The sequence below is a fragment of the Roseateles sp. NT4 genome, from assembly GCF_051857475.1.
GTDB lineage: Bacteria > Pseudomonadota > Gammaproteobacteria > Burkholderiales > Burkholderiaceae_C > Pelomonas.
Window position 1 is genome coordinate 562353 of the sequence record NZ_JBPZGZ010000002.1, and the last position, 16362, is coordinate 578714.

Below are 16362 nucleotides of genomic sequence, written 5' to 3' on the forward strand. Positions count from 1 at the left end.
CGCCGTCGTGGGCAAAGCCATGCCCATTCACCACGATCCCCCGGAGAAATCCATGTCCCGCAAGAACAAATCGAACAAGGCCCCGGCACTGCTGCCCCTGGGCGCACTCGCCGCCGGCTTCGGCCTGGCCACGGCTGCCCTGGCCCAGACCGCCGCCCCCACGCCCAAGACGCCCGCCAAGGAAGAAAGCGTGCTGCCGACGGTGCGCGCCAAGGCCAGCGCCGAGCCGCAGGGCAAGGACGGCTACCAGGCCACCGAGACCCGCATCGGCAAGGGCAAGCAGGACCTCCGCGACATTCCCCAATCGCTGACCATCGTCACCGAGAAGCTCATCGACGACCGCAACCTCGACAACGTCAAGGAAGTGCTGAAGAACACCGCCGGCATCACCTTCCAGGCCGCCGAGGGTGGCGAGGAAGACATCAAGATCCACGGCATCTCGCTGCAGAGCACCGGTGACATCTTCATCGACGGCATGCGCGACCCGGCCTTCTACGACCGCGACACCTTCTTCCTCGACAAGATCGAGCTGCTGCGCGGCTCCGGCGCGCTGATGTTCGGCCGCGGCTCCAGCGGCGGTGCCGTCAACCAGGTCACCAAGCAGGCCCTGCTGGCCGACCAGAACGAGATCAACATCACCGCCGGCAGCCACTCGCAGCTGCGCGCCGTGGGCGACTTCAACCGCCGCACCGGCGAGACGACGGCCTGGCGCGTCGGCACCATGGTCAACCGCGGCGACAACGACGGCGCCGGCAACATGATCAACAAGGTCGGCCTGGCGGGCTCGGTGCGCACCGGCATCGGCGAGGACGACGAGTTCGCCGTCACCCTCTATGCACTGGAGAACGAGAACGGCATGAACTACGGCATGCCGTGGATCAAGCCCTCGCTGACCGCCCCGACGAGCGCGACGACGCTGCTGCCGATCGACCCCACCGCCTACTACGGCATGGACAGCGATCGCAACAAGGGCACGGCCCGCTATGTGATGGGCCAGCACACCCATCGCTTCACGCCCGACATCGAGCTGGTCACCAAGGCCCGCTACGCCAGCTACACGCGTGACCAGCGCGCCGGCACGGTGCGCTTTGCCGCCGCGGCCCAGCAGCCCACCAAGGTCGGCGTGGCCCTGGACACCTTCGGCCCCAACACCGTCATCAACCGCGGCACCCAGCTCAAGGTGCAGGACATGCAGACCGTCACCGTGCAGAGCGACCTGAGCGCCAAGTTCAAGGCCGCCGGCATGGACCACAACCTGCAGACCGGCCTGGACTTCTCGCAGGAGAAGAAACAGGTCTACGCCGCCTACTCAGCCGCCCAGGGTGGCGTGGTGCCCACCAAGCCGACGACGACCATCGGCCGCCCCGATGACGGCGCCACCATCAACGAAGACCTGCGCAGCTTCCGCACCAACAACGACTACGTCTCCAAGGGCTACGGCGCCTATCTGCAGGACATGGTGACCATCGCCCCGATGTGGAAGGTGCTGGCCGGCCTGCGCTACGACAAGCTCGACGGCGACTACAACGTCTACAGCATTCCCAACAATGCCCAGTCGCCGACGACGACCCAGCCCTATGCGATGCGCATCTCCGAATGGAGCAAGCGCGCCGCCGTGCTGTTCCAGCCGAGCGCCCAGCTGTCCTTCCACCTGATGGGCGCGACGTCGTTCAACACCTCGGGCGACACCTACTCGCTGAGCGCCGCCAACGCGGACGTCCCGCCCGAGAAGTCCGTCAACATCGAACTCGGCGGCCAGTACGACAGCGCCGACGGCAAGCTGACGACGCGCTTCGGCATCTTCCGCGCCACCAAGCTGCACGAGCGCAACACCGACCCGCTGAGCAACCTGACCGTGCTGTCCGGCAAGCGCCACGCCCAGGGCATCGACGTCGACATCACCGGCCGCATCACGCCCGAGTGGGAAATCTTCGGCACCTTCACCTGGATGCCGACGGCCAACATCGACATCGGCGCCGAAGGCGCGGAAGGCCAGGGCACGCGTCCGTCACTGACGCCGCGCTACTCCGGCAGCCTGTGGACGACCTACAAGATCACGCCGCAATGGCGTGTCGGCGGCGGCTTCAACGCCCGCAGCGGCCAGCAGCCCAACCGCAACCCGGGCTTCTACGCGCCCAAGTTCATCGTCGGCAACCTGATGGCCGAATACACGGTCATCGAAGACGAGCTGCTGTTCCGCCTCAACGTCGACAATGTGACCAACAAGCTCTACGCCGACACCCTCTACACGGGCCACTACGTGCCGGGCAAGGGCCGCATCGTCGCGCTGACGGGCACCTACAAGTTCTGACCGAGAAAGGCCCGCGCCACGCCATGCTGCTGAAGATCCCCCAGATCCTCGATGCTGCCGGCGTGGCCCGGGCCCGCGAACTGCTGGCCATCGCCCCCTGGGCCGACGGCCGCTCGACCGCCGGCCGCCAGGCTGCGCAGGTCAAGAACAACGAACAACTGCAACCCGGCAGCGAACAGCACCGCGAGCTGCAGGCCCTGGTGCTGCAGGCGCTGGAGAAGCACCCGCCGTTCTTCTCGGCGACGCTCCCGAAGCGCGTGCTGCCGCCGCTGTTCAACCGTTACAGCGGCGCCGCCAACGCCTACGGCAGCCATGTCGACCAGGCCGTGCGCTACCTGCCCGGCGGCGTGCAGCGCGTGCGCACCGACATCTCCTGCACCCTTTTCCTGAGCGAGCCGGCCGACTATGACGGCGGCGACCTCGTCATCGCCGACACCTTCGGCGAGCAGCGCGTCAAGCTCGCGGCCGGCGACCTCGTCGTCTACCCCGGCAGCAGCGTGCACCGCGTCGAGCCCGTCATCCGCGGCACCCGCCTGGCCAGCTTCTTCTGGATCGAGAGCATGGTGCGCTCGGACGAGCAACGCCGTCTGCTGTACGAGATGGACATGAGCCTGATGCAGCTGCGCGGCGAACTCGGCGAAACGCCCGAACTCGTTCAGCTGACGGGCACGTATCACAACCTCCTGCGCATGTGGGCCGACACGTGAGCGCGCCGGCCATCGAGGCCCTTCCCGACGGCCTGGCCAATCTGGCCGACTTCGAAGCGCCCGCCAAGGCGCGCGTGACCGAAGCCGCCTGGGCCTACCTGAATGGCGGTGCCGCCGACGAATTGACGCTGCGCGCCAACCGCGAGGCCTGGGATGCCATCCGGCTGCAGCCCCGCGTGCTGCGCGACCTCGCCGGCGGCCATACCCGCGTGACCCTGATCGGCCGCGAGCTGCGCCACCCCATCCTGCTGGCTCCCATCGCCTACCAGCGTCTCTTCCATGCCGACGGCGAGCTGGCCATCGCCCACGCCGCGGCGGCCCAGGAGGCCGGCCTCGTCCTCAGCGCGCAGGCCAGCGTCGACATGGAAGCCGTTGCAGCGCCCATGCTCACCGACGCCGCGGCCGGCCCGCTGTGGTTCCAACTCTACTGGCGCGACGACCGCGATTTCATGCGTGCGCTGCTGAAGCGCATAGCGGCCGCCGGCTACCAGGCCCTGGTGCTGACCGTCGACGCGCCCGTGCATGGCGCGCGGGATCGCGAGCGCCGCATCGGCTTCAAGCTGCCCGACGACATCCGCGCGGTCAACCTCGGCGGCGTCAAGAAGCCGCTGGACCTGCAGCCCGGCCAGAGCGCCCTCTTCGACGGCCTGATGCCGCGCGCCGCCACCTGGCGCGAGATCGACTGGCTGCGTTCTGAGAGCAAGCTGCCGCTGCTGCTCAAGGGCGTCACCCATGCCGACGACGCGCGTGAGGCTCTGGCCCGCGGCGTCAGCGGCTTCATCGTCACCAACCATGGTGGCCGCGCGCTGGACACGCTGCCCGCCACCGCCGAGCTGCTGCCACCGCTGCGCGCCGCGCTCGGCCCCGATGTGCCCCTGCTCGTCGATGGCGGCATCCGCCGCGGCACCGACGTGCTCAAGGCCATGGCCCTGGGCGCCAACGCCGTGCTGCTCGGCCGCCCCTACGTGCACGCCCTCGCCGCCAGCGGCGCCCTGGGCGTAGCCCACGCGCTGCGCCTGCTGCGCGACGAACTCGAGATCGCGATGGCGCTTTCGGGCTGCAAGACCCTCGCCGACGCCGGCCCGGCGCTGCTCTGGCCCGGCACCTCTTCTTTCGCCCCCCGTTGAAGGACTCATCATGAAATTCCTCGCCCCCCTCCTCCTCGCTTTCACCGCCTCCGCCGCCTTCGCCCACGGCAACGTCTCCTGCCCCGTGGTGCCCAAGGAAGAGAAGAAGCCGCAGATGGAGCTGCAGAAGAAGCTCGAAGGCGAAGGCTGGAAGGTCCGCAAGGTCCAGAACTACAACGGCTGCTACGAGGTCTACGGCTTCGACGACAAGGGTGCCAAGGCCGAGGCCTTCTTCCACCCCAAGACCTTCGAGCGCGTCTACCCCGAAGGCGAGCAGCCGGCCGACAAGAAGTAAGCCGGCATGCGCATCCGCGTCTGGGACGGCCTCGTCCGCCTGCTGCACTGGACGCTGGCCGCCGCGGTCGCCACCTGCTGGATCAGCGGCCACTGGCCGCCCAGCCACTTCGATGCCTGGCACCACACCGCGGGCTATGTGGCCGGCGCCGCGGTGGTGCTGCGACTGATCTGGGGCGTCGCCGGCGGCCGCTATGCGCGCCTCGCGCAGTTCGTGCGCGGCCCGCGTGCCGTGCTCGCCTACGCCCGCACCATGCGCGCCGGCCATGAGCCTCGCTACATCGGCCATAACCCGCTGGGCGGTTGGATGGTGCTGGCGCTGTGGTCCACGGCCGCGGCGCTGTCGCTGACCGGATGGCTCTACACCACCGATTGGCTGTGGGGCTACGAGTGGCTGTCCGACCTGCATGCCTGGCTGGCCTGGGGCATCGCGACCCTTGTCATCGGCCATCTCGGCGGCGTTGTCGTGACGAGTTGGCGGCATCGCGAGAACCTCGTCGGCGCGATGCTCAGCGGCATGAAGCGCGCTCCCGAAGGCGACGATGTGGGCTGAGCGCAGTGCCGGGCCGCCCCAAACAAGCTCGCTCCCGCCTGGCGGGACAGGCCGCAGGCCGAAGGGTGCACCAGCGATTGCAAGCCTCGCGAAGGCCCAAGTGATGCGGCCTCGCGACAAGCAGGGCCTCAAAGGCCCGATTTCATGGGCCTCTGCGGGTCATCCCCTCTATGAAAAGCTTCTCTTCCCCTGGGGAGCGCAGTACCATCGCCGCCGCAGGGTGCTAGAGAGTATTGAAGGCTTACGCGGCCTTCACCCGGACCCGGCACATCAACAACCTTTGATGGAGTGAATCGACATGGCAACTGCGAAGAAGGCCGCGCCCGCGAAGAAGGCGGCGGCACCGGCAAAGAAGGCTGCACCGGCGAAGAAGGCAGCGCCCGCGAAGGCGCCTGCTGCAAAGAAGGCAGCTCCGGCCAAGAAGGCCGCTGCTCCTGCGAAGAAGGCAGCTCCGGCCAAGAAGGCCGCGGCACCCGCCAAGAAGCGCACGCCGAACGCCGCCTTCATGAAGGCACTGACCCCCAGCGCGGCTCTGGCCGCCATCGTCGGCGCAGCCCCGCTGCCCCGCACCGACGTGACCAAGAAGGTCTGGGAATACATCAAGAAGAACAAGCTGCAGGATGAGCTGCAGAAGCGCGTCATCAACGCCGACGCCAAGCTGAAGGAAATCTTCGGCAAGGCCAAGGCCGACATGTTCGAGATGACCAAGCTGATCAACAGCCACCTGAAGTGAAGCGACGCCGCGCTTGCCGCGGCCTCGTCAACGCAAGCCCGGTTCTGCCGGGCTTTTTTTCGTCCGTAGCTCAGAGTCGCGAACCGAGCGCCGGGCCGCTCCCTAGCCGACCCGCGTTCAGCAGGCCGGAATGGGCGAGGGGCTCACAGCTCAGCCGAGCAGCTTGCGCAGCCCGGCCTCCAGCACCGGCACGTCGATGGGCTTGAGCCAGTAGTCGTCAAAGCCCGCGGCGCGAGCGGCGCGCACGACGGCGCCCGGGTTGTCGGCCGACAGCGCGACCCAGCGCGTGTCCGAAAGCGCGGCAGCCAGGCCGGCATCGGCGGCCACGCGCTCGCGCAGTTCCAGGCCCGTCATGTCGGGCAGATGCATGTCCACCAGCACCAGGGCCGGTGGCCGCTCCGCCAGGGCCTGCAGCGCCTCGGCCCCCGTTTCGGCCATGCGCAGCTCCCAACCCGACAGCAGCCGGAACACCTCCTCCATCAGGATCAGGTGGATGCGGTCGTCTTCGACGTAAAGCACCAGCGGCGCGGCGCGGTCAGTCATGGCGGATGGGGGCTGCAGGAAGCGGTGGGCACGATAGCAGCAATGGCGCCTCTGGCCGGCCAAGCGTCGTTGGCAATCGTTTTCACCGTTTTGCGTGACTTATCGCACTGGGCTCACACCTCATCTCCGGGGGTCTTCAACGCGGAAAAACCCTTGGAATCCCTAGTATGTAGGTCATGCGCCCTGATTCGGGCGCGACCCTTTTCTGGGCCCTGAAATGTCCCTGATCGCTACCCTCGCACTCGCCGTTTCCGCCGGCTCCACGCTGCCCCAGTGCAGTTGGGACCGCCCCGGCGTCAACCCGTTCATGGGTGACGTGGTCGCGGCCGTCGACCGCTATCAGGACATCCCGGCGGCCACACGCGAAAAGCTCAAGGCCCGCATGAAGGCTCGCAGCTATGACGACATCGCCGTCATCGAGCGCGACGGCATCACCGGCAAGGCGACCTACGCCCCCGAGATCCGCGACATGCACTTCGGTCCCGGCGCCGTCTGCCGCACCGTCACGCGCACCAAGTGGACGGCCACGACGCAGGAGCGTGGCCTGGTCTATTGCGAGGACGGCCAGTGCATCCTGGTGCCCACCGTCTGCCGCAACGTCAGCCGCATCCGCCGCCTGGACAAGCCGACGGCCGTGGCGCCGGCCCGCGCCGCCAACGTCGCCTCGTCGACCCGCGAGGGCGAGGAAGCCATGCCGCTGGAATTCGAAGCCCCGGCCGCCGGCCCGACCGCTGCTGCAGCGGCGCCCGACAGCTTTGCCAGCACATCCGGCGTGCCGACGCTGGCCAGCCTGCCCAGCCCGAGCGGCGGCAGCCGCGGCCCCAGCCTCATCGGGGGCGGCCTGCCCAACCTGCCGCCCGGCACGGTGCCCAGGCCCGGCGGCGGCCCTTCGGGCGATCTGCCCGGCCCCACGCCGGCCGTTCCCGAACCCGGCACCTGGGCCATGATCGCCCTGGGCCTGCTCGTGGTGATCTTCCGCGCCCGTCAAAAACGCTGAGCCCCTCGCCCATTCCTGCGCCGGCTGAACGCCGGCAAGCCTGGTCGGTCCCCCGAGGGGACGGCGATGCTTGCCGGTTCGACCGGCAAGCACATCGCCATGGGCGGGCCGGCTAGGGAGCGGCCCGGCGCTCGGCCCGCAGATACCTCAAGCCCATCAGCGCTTGCGCAGCAAGGGCGCCAGATAGCGCCCCGTGTGGCTGGCCTCGCAGGCCGCCACGTCCTCGGGCGTGCCAGCCACCAGCAGGGTGCCGCCGCCCGCGCCGCCTTCCGGCCCCATGTCGATGAGCCAGTCGGCCGTCTTGATGACGTCCAGGTTGTGCTCGATGACGACGATGGTGTTGCCGGCGTCGCGCAGCTGGTGCAGCACCTTCATCAACAGGGCGATGTCGGCGAAGTGCAGGCCGGTGGTCGGCTCATCCAGGATGTAGAGCGTCCGGCCGGTGTCGCGCTTGGATAGCTCCAGCGCCAGCTTGACGCGCTGGGCCTCGCCGCCAGACAGCGTCGTTGCGCTCTGGCCCAGCTTCACATAGCCCAGGCCCACGTCCAGCAGCGTCTGCAGCTTGCGGGCCAGCGTCGGCACGGCGTTGAACAGCTCGAAGGCGTCCTCCACCGTCATGTTCAGCACCTGGGTGATGTTCTTGCCCTTGTAGAGCACCTCCAGCGTCTCGCGGTTGTAGCGCCGGCCCTGGCAGACGTCGCAGGGCACATAGACGTCGGGCAGGAAGTGCATCTCCACCTTCAGCACGCCGTCGCCCTGGCAGGCCTCGCAGCGGCCACCGGCGACGTTGAAGCTGAAGCGGCCGGCACCGTAGCCGCGCTCGCGAGCCGTCGGCATTTCGGCGAACAGCTCGCGGATGGGCGTGAACAGGCCGGTGTAGGTGGCCGGGTTGGAGCGCGGCGTGCGCCCGATGGGCGACTGGTCGACGTTGATGACCTTGTCGAAGGCGTCCAGGCCCTCGATGGTGTCGTGCTCCGCCGGGTCGGCATGGCTCTGGTAGAGCTTCTTGGCGACGGCCGTGTACAGCGTGTCGTTGACCAGGGTGCTCTTGCCCGAGCCGGACACGCCGGTCACGCAGGTGAAGAGGCCCACCGGGATCTCGACCGTCACGCCCTTGAGGTTGTTGCCGCGCGCATTGACGATGCGCATGGGCTCGGCCGTCGGCTTGTGACGCTCGGCGGGCACCTCGATGCGGGCCGCGCCGCTGAGGTACTGGCCCGTCAATGAATTCGGATTGGCCGCCACCTCGTCGGGCGTGCCCTGCGCCATGACCTGGCCGCCATGCGCGCCGGCGCCGGGGCCGAGGTCCAGCACCCAATCGGCGGCACGGATGGCGTCCTCGTCGTGCTCCACCACCAACACCGAATTGCCGAGGTCGCGCAGCCGGCGCAGCGTCGCGATCAGGCGGTCGTTGTCGCGCTGGTGCAGGCCGATGCTGGGCTCGTCCAGCACATACATGACGCCGGTCAGGCCGGAGCCGATCTGGGAAGCCAGCCGGATGCGCTGGGCCTCGCCGCCGGACAGGGTCTCGGCACTGCGGTCCAGGCTCAGGTAGTTCAGGCCGACGTCGTTCAGGAAGCGCAGCCGCGAGGCGATCTCGCGGATGACCTTGTCGCCGATCTCGGCCTTGTTGCCCTTGAGCTTCAGCCCTTCGAAATAGTCCAGGCACTCGCGCAGCGTCGAATGCTCGACCTCGAAGATGGGCCGCCCGCGCACGCCCGCGGGCGCATCGGCCGGCTGCAGCACCACGTTGCGGGCCTCGCGCCGCAGCCGTGAGCCCTCGCAGCTGGGGCAGGGCTTGGCCGCCATGTAGCGGGCCAGGTCCTCACGCACCGCGGCCGAATCGGTCTCCTTGTAGCGCCGCTGCAGATTGGGCAGGATGCCCTCGAAGGGATGCTGGCGCTTCACCGAGCGTTTCTTGCCCGAAGCCGTCTCGGCCTGGTAGACGAAGCTGATGTCCTCGGCGCCTGAGCCGCGCAGCAGCACCTCCTGCGCCGTCGGCGGCAGGTTCTCCCACGGGGTCTCAACGTCGAATTTGTAGTGGGCCGCCACCGACTCCAGCAGCGAGAAGGTGTAGGGGTTGCGGCGGTCCCAGCCCTTCACCGCGCCGCTGGCCAGCGACAGCGTCGGGAAGGCGACGACACGGTCGGCGTCAAACACCGTCACCTGGCCCAGGCCCTCGCAGCTGGGGCAGGCGCCCACCGGCGAGTTGAAGGAGAACAGCCGCGGCTCCAGCTCGGGCAGCGAGTAGGAGCAGACCGGGCAGGCGAACTTGCTGGAGAAGAGCGTGGTCTCGTTCGAGTCCATGTTCATCACCAGCGCCCGCCCGTCGGCCAGGCGCAGCGCCGCCTCGAAGCTCTCGGCCAGGCGCTGGCGCAGGCTGTCGGCAGCGTCGTGGCGCAGCTTGATGCGGTCGATGACGACGTCGATGTCGTGCTTCTCGGCCTTCTTCAGCGCCGGGACGTCGGGCGCCTCCACCGTCGCGCCGTCGACACGGAAGCGCACATAGCCCTGGGCCTGCAGGTCCTGGAAGAGCTCGACGAACTCGCCCTTGCGGTCGCGCACGACCGGCGCCAGCAGCATCAGCTTGGATTCGTCGGCCATGGCCAGCACCGCGTCCACCATCTGGCTGACCGACTGCGCCTCCAGCGGCAGGTCATGGTCGGGGCAGAAGGGCGTGCCGGCGCGGGCGTAGAGCAGGCGCAGATAGTCATGGATCTCGGTGACGGTGCCGACCGTGGAGCGCGGGTTGTGCGACGTTGCCTTCTGTTCGATGGAAATCGCGGGCGACAGGCCCTCGATGATGTCCACATCGGGCTTGTCCATCAGCTGCAGGAACTGCCGCGCGTAGCTGGACAGGCTCTCCACATAACGCCGCTGGCCCTCGGCGTACAGGGTGTCGAAGGCGAGCGACGACTTGCCCGAGCCGGACAGCCCCGTGATGACGACCAGCGCGTGCCGCGGCAGGTCGACGTCGATGTTCTTCAGGTTGTGGGTGCGCGCGCCGCGCACGCGGATGAATTTCGACTCAGGGGACGACATGGGGAGTTTTCACGAGCGAACCGGCCATGATAGGTCGCCACAATGCGACGCGTCCAAACACCGACAGGGAGGTCCCGATGAGGACATTGATCGGAACGTTCGCCATCGCCCTCGGCGTCGTCCTGGCTGCCATGCCGGCGGCGGCCGAACCGCCGCCCATCTCGGCTTTCTTCAAGCGCCCGGCGGCCCGGGCGCCCAAGCTCAGCCCCAGCGGCCGCTATCTCGCCATTCAGGCCGCTGGCAAGGACGACCGCATCTGGCTGGCGGTGCTGGACCTGCAGAACCTGCAGGCGCCGAAGTTCATCGCGGGTTTCAACGATGCCGACATCTCGACGCACCACTGGATCGGCGAAGACCGCCTGGTGTTCGACATTTCCGACTCGCCAGACGGCACCACGCGCGTCTATGGGCAGGGGCTGTGGGGCGTGGACCGGGACGGCAGCAATCTGCGCCCGCTGATCAGGACCGGCAGCCGCCTCCTCACCAATGCCACGCTGATCAACGACCGCCGGCTGGACGCTAACTGGGTGCTGCACAGCGTACCGCCGACGCTGGACGGCACCGAGGTGATCGTGCTGCGCCGGCGCCGATACGGGGAGCGCGAGGCCACGGGCGTACAGCTGGCGCGCCTGGACACCAAGACCGGCCTCAGCCGCACGCTCAGCGAAGGCATTCCCGACCACACGATCCACTGGCTGCTCGACTGGCGCGGCCAGCCGCGCATCCTCGAAACCCAGAACCAGGGCCGCAGCCGGCTGTTCCGCCGCGATGAGGCCGGTCGCTGGCAGTTCTGGTACGACGACGACCCCGAGGCCCGCAAGCGTCCCTTTCCGACCTGGCTCGGCCCGGACGGCCTGATGCTGGGGGAGCAGGGCTACGGCGGCTACGACACCGTCTTCCGCCTCGACCCCGATAGCGGTCGCGCCGATGGCGAACCGCTGATCTCCACACCGGGCTACGACTTCACCGGTCGTGTCATTACCGAACCCGGCAGTGGGCGCCTGCTGGGCGTACGTTTCGAGACCGACGCGCCCGGCACGGTATGGCTGGACAAGACCATGCAGGCCCGCCAGGCTGACATCGACGCCCGCCTGCCCGGCAGCGTCAACCTCATCGAGTGCCTGCGTTGCCTGGAGGCCAGCCATCTGGTCGTCACCGCGCTGTCCGACAAGCGTCCGCCGCTGTACTACCTGTACAAGCCGGCCGACAAGGAATTGCAGCCCCTGGCCGGCACGCGTGCCGATCTGCCGCCCGCCGCCATGGGCCAGCGCGACTACCACCGCATCCGGGCCCGCGACGGGCTGGAACTGCCCGTGCTCGTCACCCAGCCTGCCGGCGGCGTGAAGGCGGCCACGCCCACCGTCGTGCTCGTGCATGGGGGGCCCTATGTGCGCGGCACTCACTGGGCATGGTCTTCCCATGCACAGTTCCTCGCCAGCCGCGGCTACCTGGTGCTGGAACCGGAGTTCCGCGGCAGCACCGGCTATGGTTTCAAGCATTTCCAGGCCGGCTGGAAGCAATGGGGTCTGGCGATGCAGGACGACATCGCCGATACCCTGGCCTGGGCCGTCAAGCAAGGCTGGGCCGACCCCAAGCGCGCCTGCATCATGGGCGCCAGCTATGGTGGCTACGCGGCCCTGATGGGCGCCGTCACGCAGGGCGACCTGTTCAAGTGCGCCATCAACTGGGTCGGCGTAACCGACATCGGCCTGTTGAGCAGCATCAACTGGAGCGACATGTCCGACGAGTGGAAGGACTACGGGATGAAGCGCCTGGTGGCCGACCCCGACACCGACGCCGCCCAGATGCGCAAGACCTCGCCCCTGGCCCGCGCCAGCGAGATCCGAATCCCGCTGCTGATGGCATACGGCGGCGAGGACTACCGCGTACCCCTGAAGCACGGCACCGACATGAAGGCCGCGCTGCGCGCCGACCAGCCCCTGGAATGGGTCGTCTACGCGGACGAAGGCCACGGCTGGTTCAACCTCAAGACCAACGAAGACTTCTGGGGCCGCGTCGAGCGCTTCCTGGGGCGCCACATCGGCAACGCCAAACCCTGAGGACGCCACGGGCGGAGGACGGCGAGGGACGCGAGCCGCTGCTTGTCGACCCGGGTAACCCATGAGCGGCCCTGGCAGTTTTCACGGGCGGGCGGGCCGCGACCCGCCACCACAATCCGGCCGCCGTCACCGGCATCAGGGAGAAACAATGATCCAGTACCTCCGAGCCGCTCTCGCGGCCGTCCTGCTGTGCGCGGCCTCGGCGCAGGCTGCGCTGCCGCCCATCGCGGCCTTCTTCAAGACGCCGGCCCTCACGGCGCCCAAGCTCAGCCCCAGCGGCCGCTATCTGGCGGTCCAGGTGGTGGGCAAGGAGGACCGGTTGTGGCTGGCCGTCATCGACCTGCAGAACCTGAGCTCGCACAAGGTCGTGGCCGGCTTCGGCAATGCCGACATCTACAGCCACGCCTGGATCAATGACGACCGCCTGGTCTTCCAGGTCTCCACCTCCCAGGACGGCAACACCCGCGTAGCGGCACCGGGTCTGTGGGCCGTGGACCGCGACGGCAGCAACCAGCGCCAGCTGATCCAGGCCGCCTGGGACTCCAACAACACCGCCAGCCGCATCACGGACCGGCGCCTGGAGCTGAACTGGCGCTTCGCCGGCACGTTCGACGACCAAGGCGATGACGTGCTGGTGGCCCGCCTGCCGTGGTCCGAAGAGAAGGAATCCACCGGCATCCAGTTCGCCCGCGTGAATTCGCGCACCGGTGAGAAGCGCAGCCTCAGCTACGGCCAACCGGATGGCGTGAAGAACTGGCGCCTCGATGCCCGCGGCGAACTGCGCAGCGTCGAGACCTGGCTGCAAGGGCGCCACAAGACCTGGCTGCGCGAAGGCGAGAACTGGCGCCTCTGGCAGGACCAGCCCGCCTACGGCGACGACCAGACCATAGAGCCCGAATGGTTCGGGCCCGACGGGCAGATCCTCGTCGTGGACAGCCTGCGGGGCTTCCGGGCCGTGTTCAAGCTCGATCCGGTCACGCTGAAACGGGAAGACAAGCCTTTGGTCAGCTTCGCCGGCTTCGATTTCAACGGCCACGTCGAGTACGACTCGGCCACCCGCCGCCTGCTGGGCATCCACTACCAGACCGACGCGCCCGGCACGGTGTGGTTCGACTCCGCGATGAAAGCCCACCAGGCCGACATCGACGCCAAGCTGCCGGGCTCGGTCAATCGCATCTCCTGCGGCCGCTGCTCCACCTCGCAATACCTGCTGGTCACGGCCTACTCCGACCAGCGCCCGCCGGTCTACCTGATCTACAAGCCCGCCGACAAGCAGCTGCAGATGCTGTCCGCGCAGCGCCCCGAGATCAAACCCGCGGAGATGGGGCAGCGCGACTACCACCGCGTCAAGATGCGCGACGGCCTGGAGATCCCGGTCCTCGTCACCCAACCCGCGGGCGGCAATGTCGCCCAACGCGCCACCGTCGTGCTGGTGCATGGCGGCCCCTTTGTGCGCGGCACGCATTGGCAATGGGAAGCCAATGCCCAGTTCCTGGCCAGCCGCGGCTATCTGGTGCTGGAACCGGAATACCGCGGCAGCACCGGCTACGGCTTCGCCCTCTTCAAGGCCGGCTGGAAGCAATGGGGTCTGTCCATGCAGGACGACCTCGCCGACACCCTGGCCTGGGCGGCCAAGCAGGGCTGGGCCGATCCCAAGCGCGCCTGCATCGCCGGCGCCAGCTACGGCGGCTACGCGGCACTGATGGCCGCCATGAAGCAGGCCAGCAGCTTCAAGTGCGCGATCGACTGGGTGGGCGTGACCGATATCGGCCTGATGTCCAGCATCCACTGGAGCGACTTCTCCGAGGAGTGGAAGCGCTATGGCATGGCCCAGCTCGTCGCCGACCCTGCCACAGATGCCGAGCAGATGGCTGCGACGTCGCCGCTGGCACGGGCCAAAGAGATCAAGCTGCCGCTGCTGATGGCCTATGGCACCGACGACGTCCGCGTGCCGCTCAAGCATGGCCGTGACCTGAAGGCGGCGCTGCGCGATGACCAGCCCGTCGAATGGGTCGTCTATGCCGACGAGGGCCATGGCTGGCACCTGCTCAAGACCAACGAAGACTTCTGGGGCCGGGTCGAGCGCTTCCTGGCCACGCATCTGGCGCCCAAGGACTGACCGTCCATCGCGGCCGCATGCAGCTCGCGGCCCGCGTCTGGCGATTCATCGCAGCGGCGTGGCGGCGCGGCGGTCCGATGACGAAACTGCTTCCATCGACACAGCAATCCCGCTGTGCAGAACCCGAAAGGAAGCATCATGAAGACCACCGCCACCGTCCTGATCCAAGCCGCCGCCGTTGCCGCCTTCGCCTTCACCGCCTTCGCCGCCAGCGCCGCTCCCCAAGAAATCCAGAAGCTGCCCCGCGTCGTCATCACCGGCAAGGCCACGCAGGAAGTCGCCCCTCAAGTTGCTCAATTGCCGCGCGTCGTCGTCACCGGTTACGCCGTCCGTGAAGTCGCCCAAGTGCAACAACTGCCCCGCGTGACCGTCACCGCCCGTCGCGCCTGAGGTCTTCGCATGACGATGGGAATGACCACAAACACCCGAGCCGAGTCGCCGGCGCAGCAGGCCGGCGGCCTGTGCTGCGCCGACGAGTCGGCTTGGCGTCAACATTTATTCGCACTCTGAAAGACAATCCGGGCTTCTGACTGGAGCCCGCTTTGAAAGAAGAGCTGCGCAAACGCCGGTCCTGGCTGGATGGCTTCATGGCTTATCCGGCGCCGGCCGGCCTGAGCGAAACCGCACTGCGCGAGAACATCATCCTGCTCGACCAGGCCCTCTACACGCTGTGGAGCCTGGGCGACAACCTCATCTACGCCTGGACGCCCGAGCCGCGCGGCCTGCGCGTGCTGGTCGCGCCGCACCAGATGCTGACCGAGTACACCCTGGGCGACGGCACCTCGCCGCCGACCGAGGTGACGCGGCGCACGCGGCTGCTGGACAAGCTGCTGTCCAACCCGGAGCACCTGGACAAAGAGGCCTTCGACAGCGTGTCGGCCGCCCTCGGCGTCACGCCCAAGGTCATCGACCTGCCCTTCAACCCGGACCGGGGCCTGGGCCTGCCGCTGATCGCCGCCATCGCGGCGCGCTACGGCATCCGCCTCGTCGAGGACCGTGCCGTCATCCTGTTCGATGCGGTCGGCTTCTCGCTGCTGACGCCGCTGCAGCAGGTCGTGCAGCTCAACAGCCTGTCCTGCTCGGTCAACGCGGCCTATGCCAAGCTGCTGGACCAGGAAATCAACATCAACTTCGCCCGCACGACGACGGGCGACGGCTTCTACATCTGGAACCGCATGCGCGGCGTCGAGGCCAATGTCGAGCTGTACCAGCTGATGCAGTTCATCCTGGCCGACAACGCCCTGGCCCGCGAGCGCGCCACGCGGCCCGAGTCGGTGCCCAAGCTGCGCGCCTGCTTCCACGTCGGTTCGCACTACGAGTTCTACCAATCCGAGGGCCTGAACCCGACGTCGTTCAGCTATTTGGTCGGCCAGGTCACCATCGAGCTGGCGCGCATGATCGAGCGTGCCGAACCGGGCCAGATCCTGGTGGGCAAGTTCAACACGCTGATGCACGACGAGGCCAGCGGCGAGGACGTGCGCATCGACAGCCTGGACTTCGTCGAGCGCACGCGCGCGCCGCTGCGCAGCTTGAACGGCCTCAAGCTGGCCGGCTCCGAGGTCGACGAGATCGCCTGCTACCTGACCGGCCGCCGCGACAACACCGGCCTGTGGGGCATCAGCGAGTACCAGATGGCCGACAAGCACGGCCTGATCCACCGCGTCTACAACGCCAAGATCAACATCCACCGTCGCAACGGCGAGCCCATCTACCTCGGCCTGCGCGAGGAAGACCTGCCGCAGGACGCGCCGCGCACCGTGGCGGACACCGATTTCGTACCGCTGCAAGGTTGACGACGGTTCAGAGGTTACAAAAGCACTAGAGGCCTGACCCCAAAACGGGCTCTCCATGCGGTTTCGCCCAGGGTGCAGCGGCT

General features: G+C 68.1%; 13 protein-coding genes. 11 read left to right on the forward strand and 2 right to left on the reverse strand.

What is annotated here, in order from left to right; genetic code table 11:
* Nucleotides 1-52 precede the first annotated feature (52 nt).
* The 6 genes from ACS5PN_RS12230 to ACS5PN_RS12255 all read left to right on the forward strand — a co-directional run bounded on the left by ACS5PN_RS12230 (nt 53) and on the right by ACS5PN_RS12255 (nt 5725).
* Entirely contained in the window at nt 53-2311 is a 2259-nt protein-coding gene (locus ACS5PN_RS12230; protein WP_439464229.1) for a TonB-dependent receptor, read from the forward strand.
* Between the two features lie 23 nt (nt 2312-2334).
* Nucleotides 2335-3018, forward strand: a complete 684-nt coding sequence (locus ACS5PN_RS12235) for a Fe2+-dependent dioxygenase (RefSeq protein ID WP_439464230.1) — start codon at nt 2335-2337, stop codon at nt 3016-3018.
* Nucleotides 3003-4145, forward strand: a complete 1143-nt coding sequence (locus ACS5PN_RS12240; RefSeq protein ID WP_439464231.1) for an alpha-hydroxy acid oxidase — start codon at nt 3003-3005, stop codon at nt 4143-4145. The genes ACS5PN_RS12235 and ACS5PN_RS12240 overlap by 16 nt, the downstream gene beginning before the upstream one ends.
* 10 nt (nt 4146-4155) lie before the next feature.
* Nucleotides 4156-4440 carry a PepSY domain-containing protein gene (locus ACS5PN_RS12245; RefSeq protein ID WP_439464232.1) on the forward strand — a complete coding sequence of 95 codons (285 nt, stop codon included), beginning with the start codon at nt 4156-4158 and terminating at the stop codon, nt 4438-4440.
* A 6-nt stretch (nt 4441-4446) separates the two neighbouring features.
* Nucleotides 4447-4992 carry a cytochrome b/b6 domain-containing protein gene (locus tag ACS5PN_RS12250; RefSeq protein ID WP_439464233.1) on the forward strand — a complete coding sequence of 182 codons (546 nt, stop codon included), beginning with the start codon at nt 4447-4449 and terminating at the stop codon, nt 4990-4992.
* Nucleotides 4993-5290: 298 nt separating this feature from the next.
* Nucleotides 5291-5725 (forward strand): SWIB/MDM2 domain-containing protein, encoded by a 435-nt coding sequence (locus ACS5PN_RS12255; protein ID WP_439464234.1) that lies wholly within the window; start codon nt 5291-5293, stop codon nt 5723-5725.
* A gap of 150 nt (nt 5726-5875) precedes the next feature.
* Here ACS5PN_RS12255 and ACS5PN_RS12260 read toward each other — a convergent pair whose 3' ends face one another.
* Nucleotides 5876-6268: a response regulator gene (locus tag ACS5PN_RS12260; protein WP_439464235.1), complete on the reverse strand. Its 393-nt coding sequence runs from the start codon at nt 6266-6268 to the stop codon at nt 5876-5878.
* A 217-nt stretch (nt 6269-6485) separates the two neighbouring features.
* On the opposite strand from ACS5PN_RS12260, the gene ACS5PN_RS12265 reads away from it, so the two are divergent.
* Nucleotides 6486-7265: an MHFG family PEP-CTERM protein gene (locus tag ACS5PN_RS12265; RefSeq protein ID WP_439464236.1), complete on the forward strand. Its 780-nt coding sequence runs from the start codon at nt 6486-6488 to the stop codon at nt 7263-7265.
* A 156-nt stretch (nt 7266-7421) separates the two neighbouring features.
* On the opposite strand, the gene uvrA is transcribed toward ACS5PN_RS12265, so the two are convergent.
* Nucleotides 7422-10307, reverse strand: coding sequence for an excinuclease ABC subunit UvrA (gene uvrA / locus ACS5PN_RS12270; RefSeq protein WP_439464237.1), 2886 nt, complete (start codon nt 10305-10307; stop codon nt 7422-7424).
* A 77-nt stretch (nt 10308-10384) separates the two neighbouring features.
* On the opposite strand from uvrA, the gene ACS5PN_RS12275 reads away from it, so the two are divergent.
* From ACS5PN_RS12275 to ACS5PN_RS12290, 4 genes are all read left to right on the forward strand, one after another.
* On the forward strand, nt 10385-12367 hold the full coding sequence (locus tag ACS5PN_RS12275; RefSeq protein WP_439464238.1) for an alpha/beta hydrolase family protein: 1983 nt from the start codon (nt 10385-10387) through the stop codon (nt 12365-12367).
* 148 nt (nt 12368-12515) lie between these two features.
* On the forward strand, nt 12516-14486 hold the full coding sequence (locus ACS5PN_RS12280) for an alpha/beta hydrolase family protein (protein ID WP_439464239.1): 1971 nt from the start codon (nt 12516-12518) through the stop codon (nt 14484-14486).
* A 138-nt stretch (nt 14487-14624) separates the two neighbouring features.
* A complete protein-coding gene (locus ACS5PN_RS12285; RefSeq protein ID WP_439464240.1) occupies nt 14625-14876 on the forward strand; it encodes a hypothetical protein in 252 nt (83 codons plus the stop codon).
* 152 nt (nt 14877-15028) lie between these two features.
* A complete protein-coding gene (locus ACS5PN_RS12290; RefSeq protein WP_439464241.1) occupies nt 15029-16279 on the forward strand; it encodes a hypothetical protein in 1251 nt (416 codons plus the stop codon).
* The last annotated feature ends 83 nt before the right edge of the window (nt 16280-16362 follow it).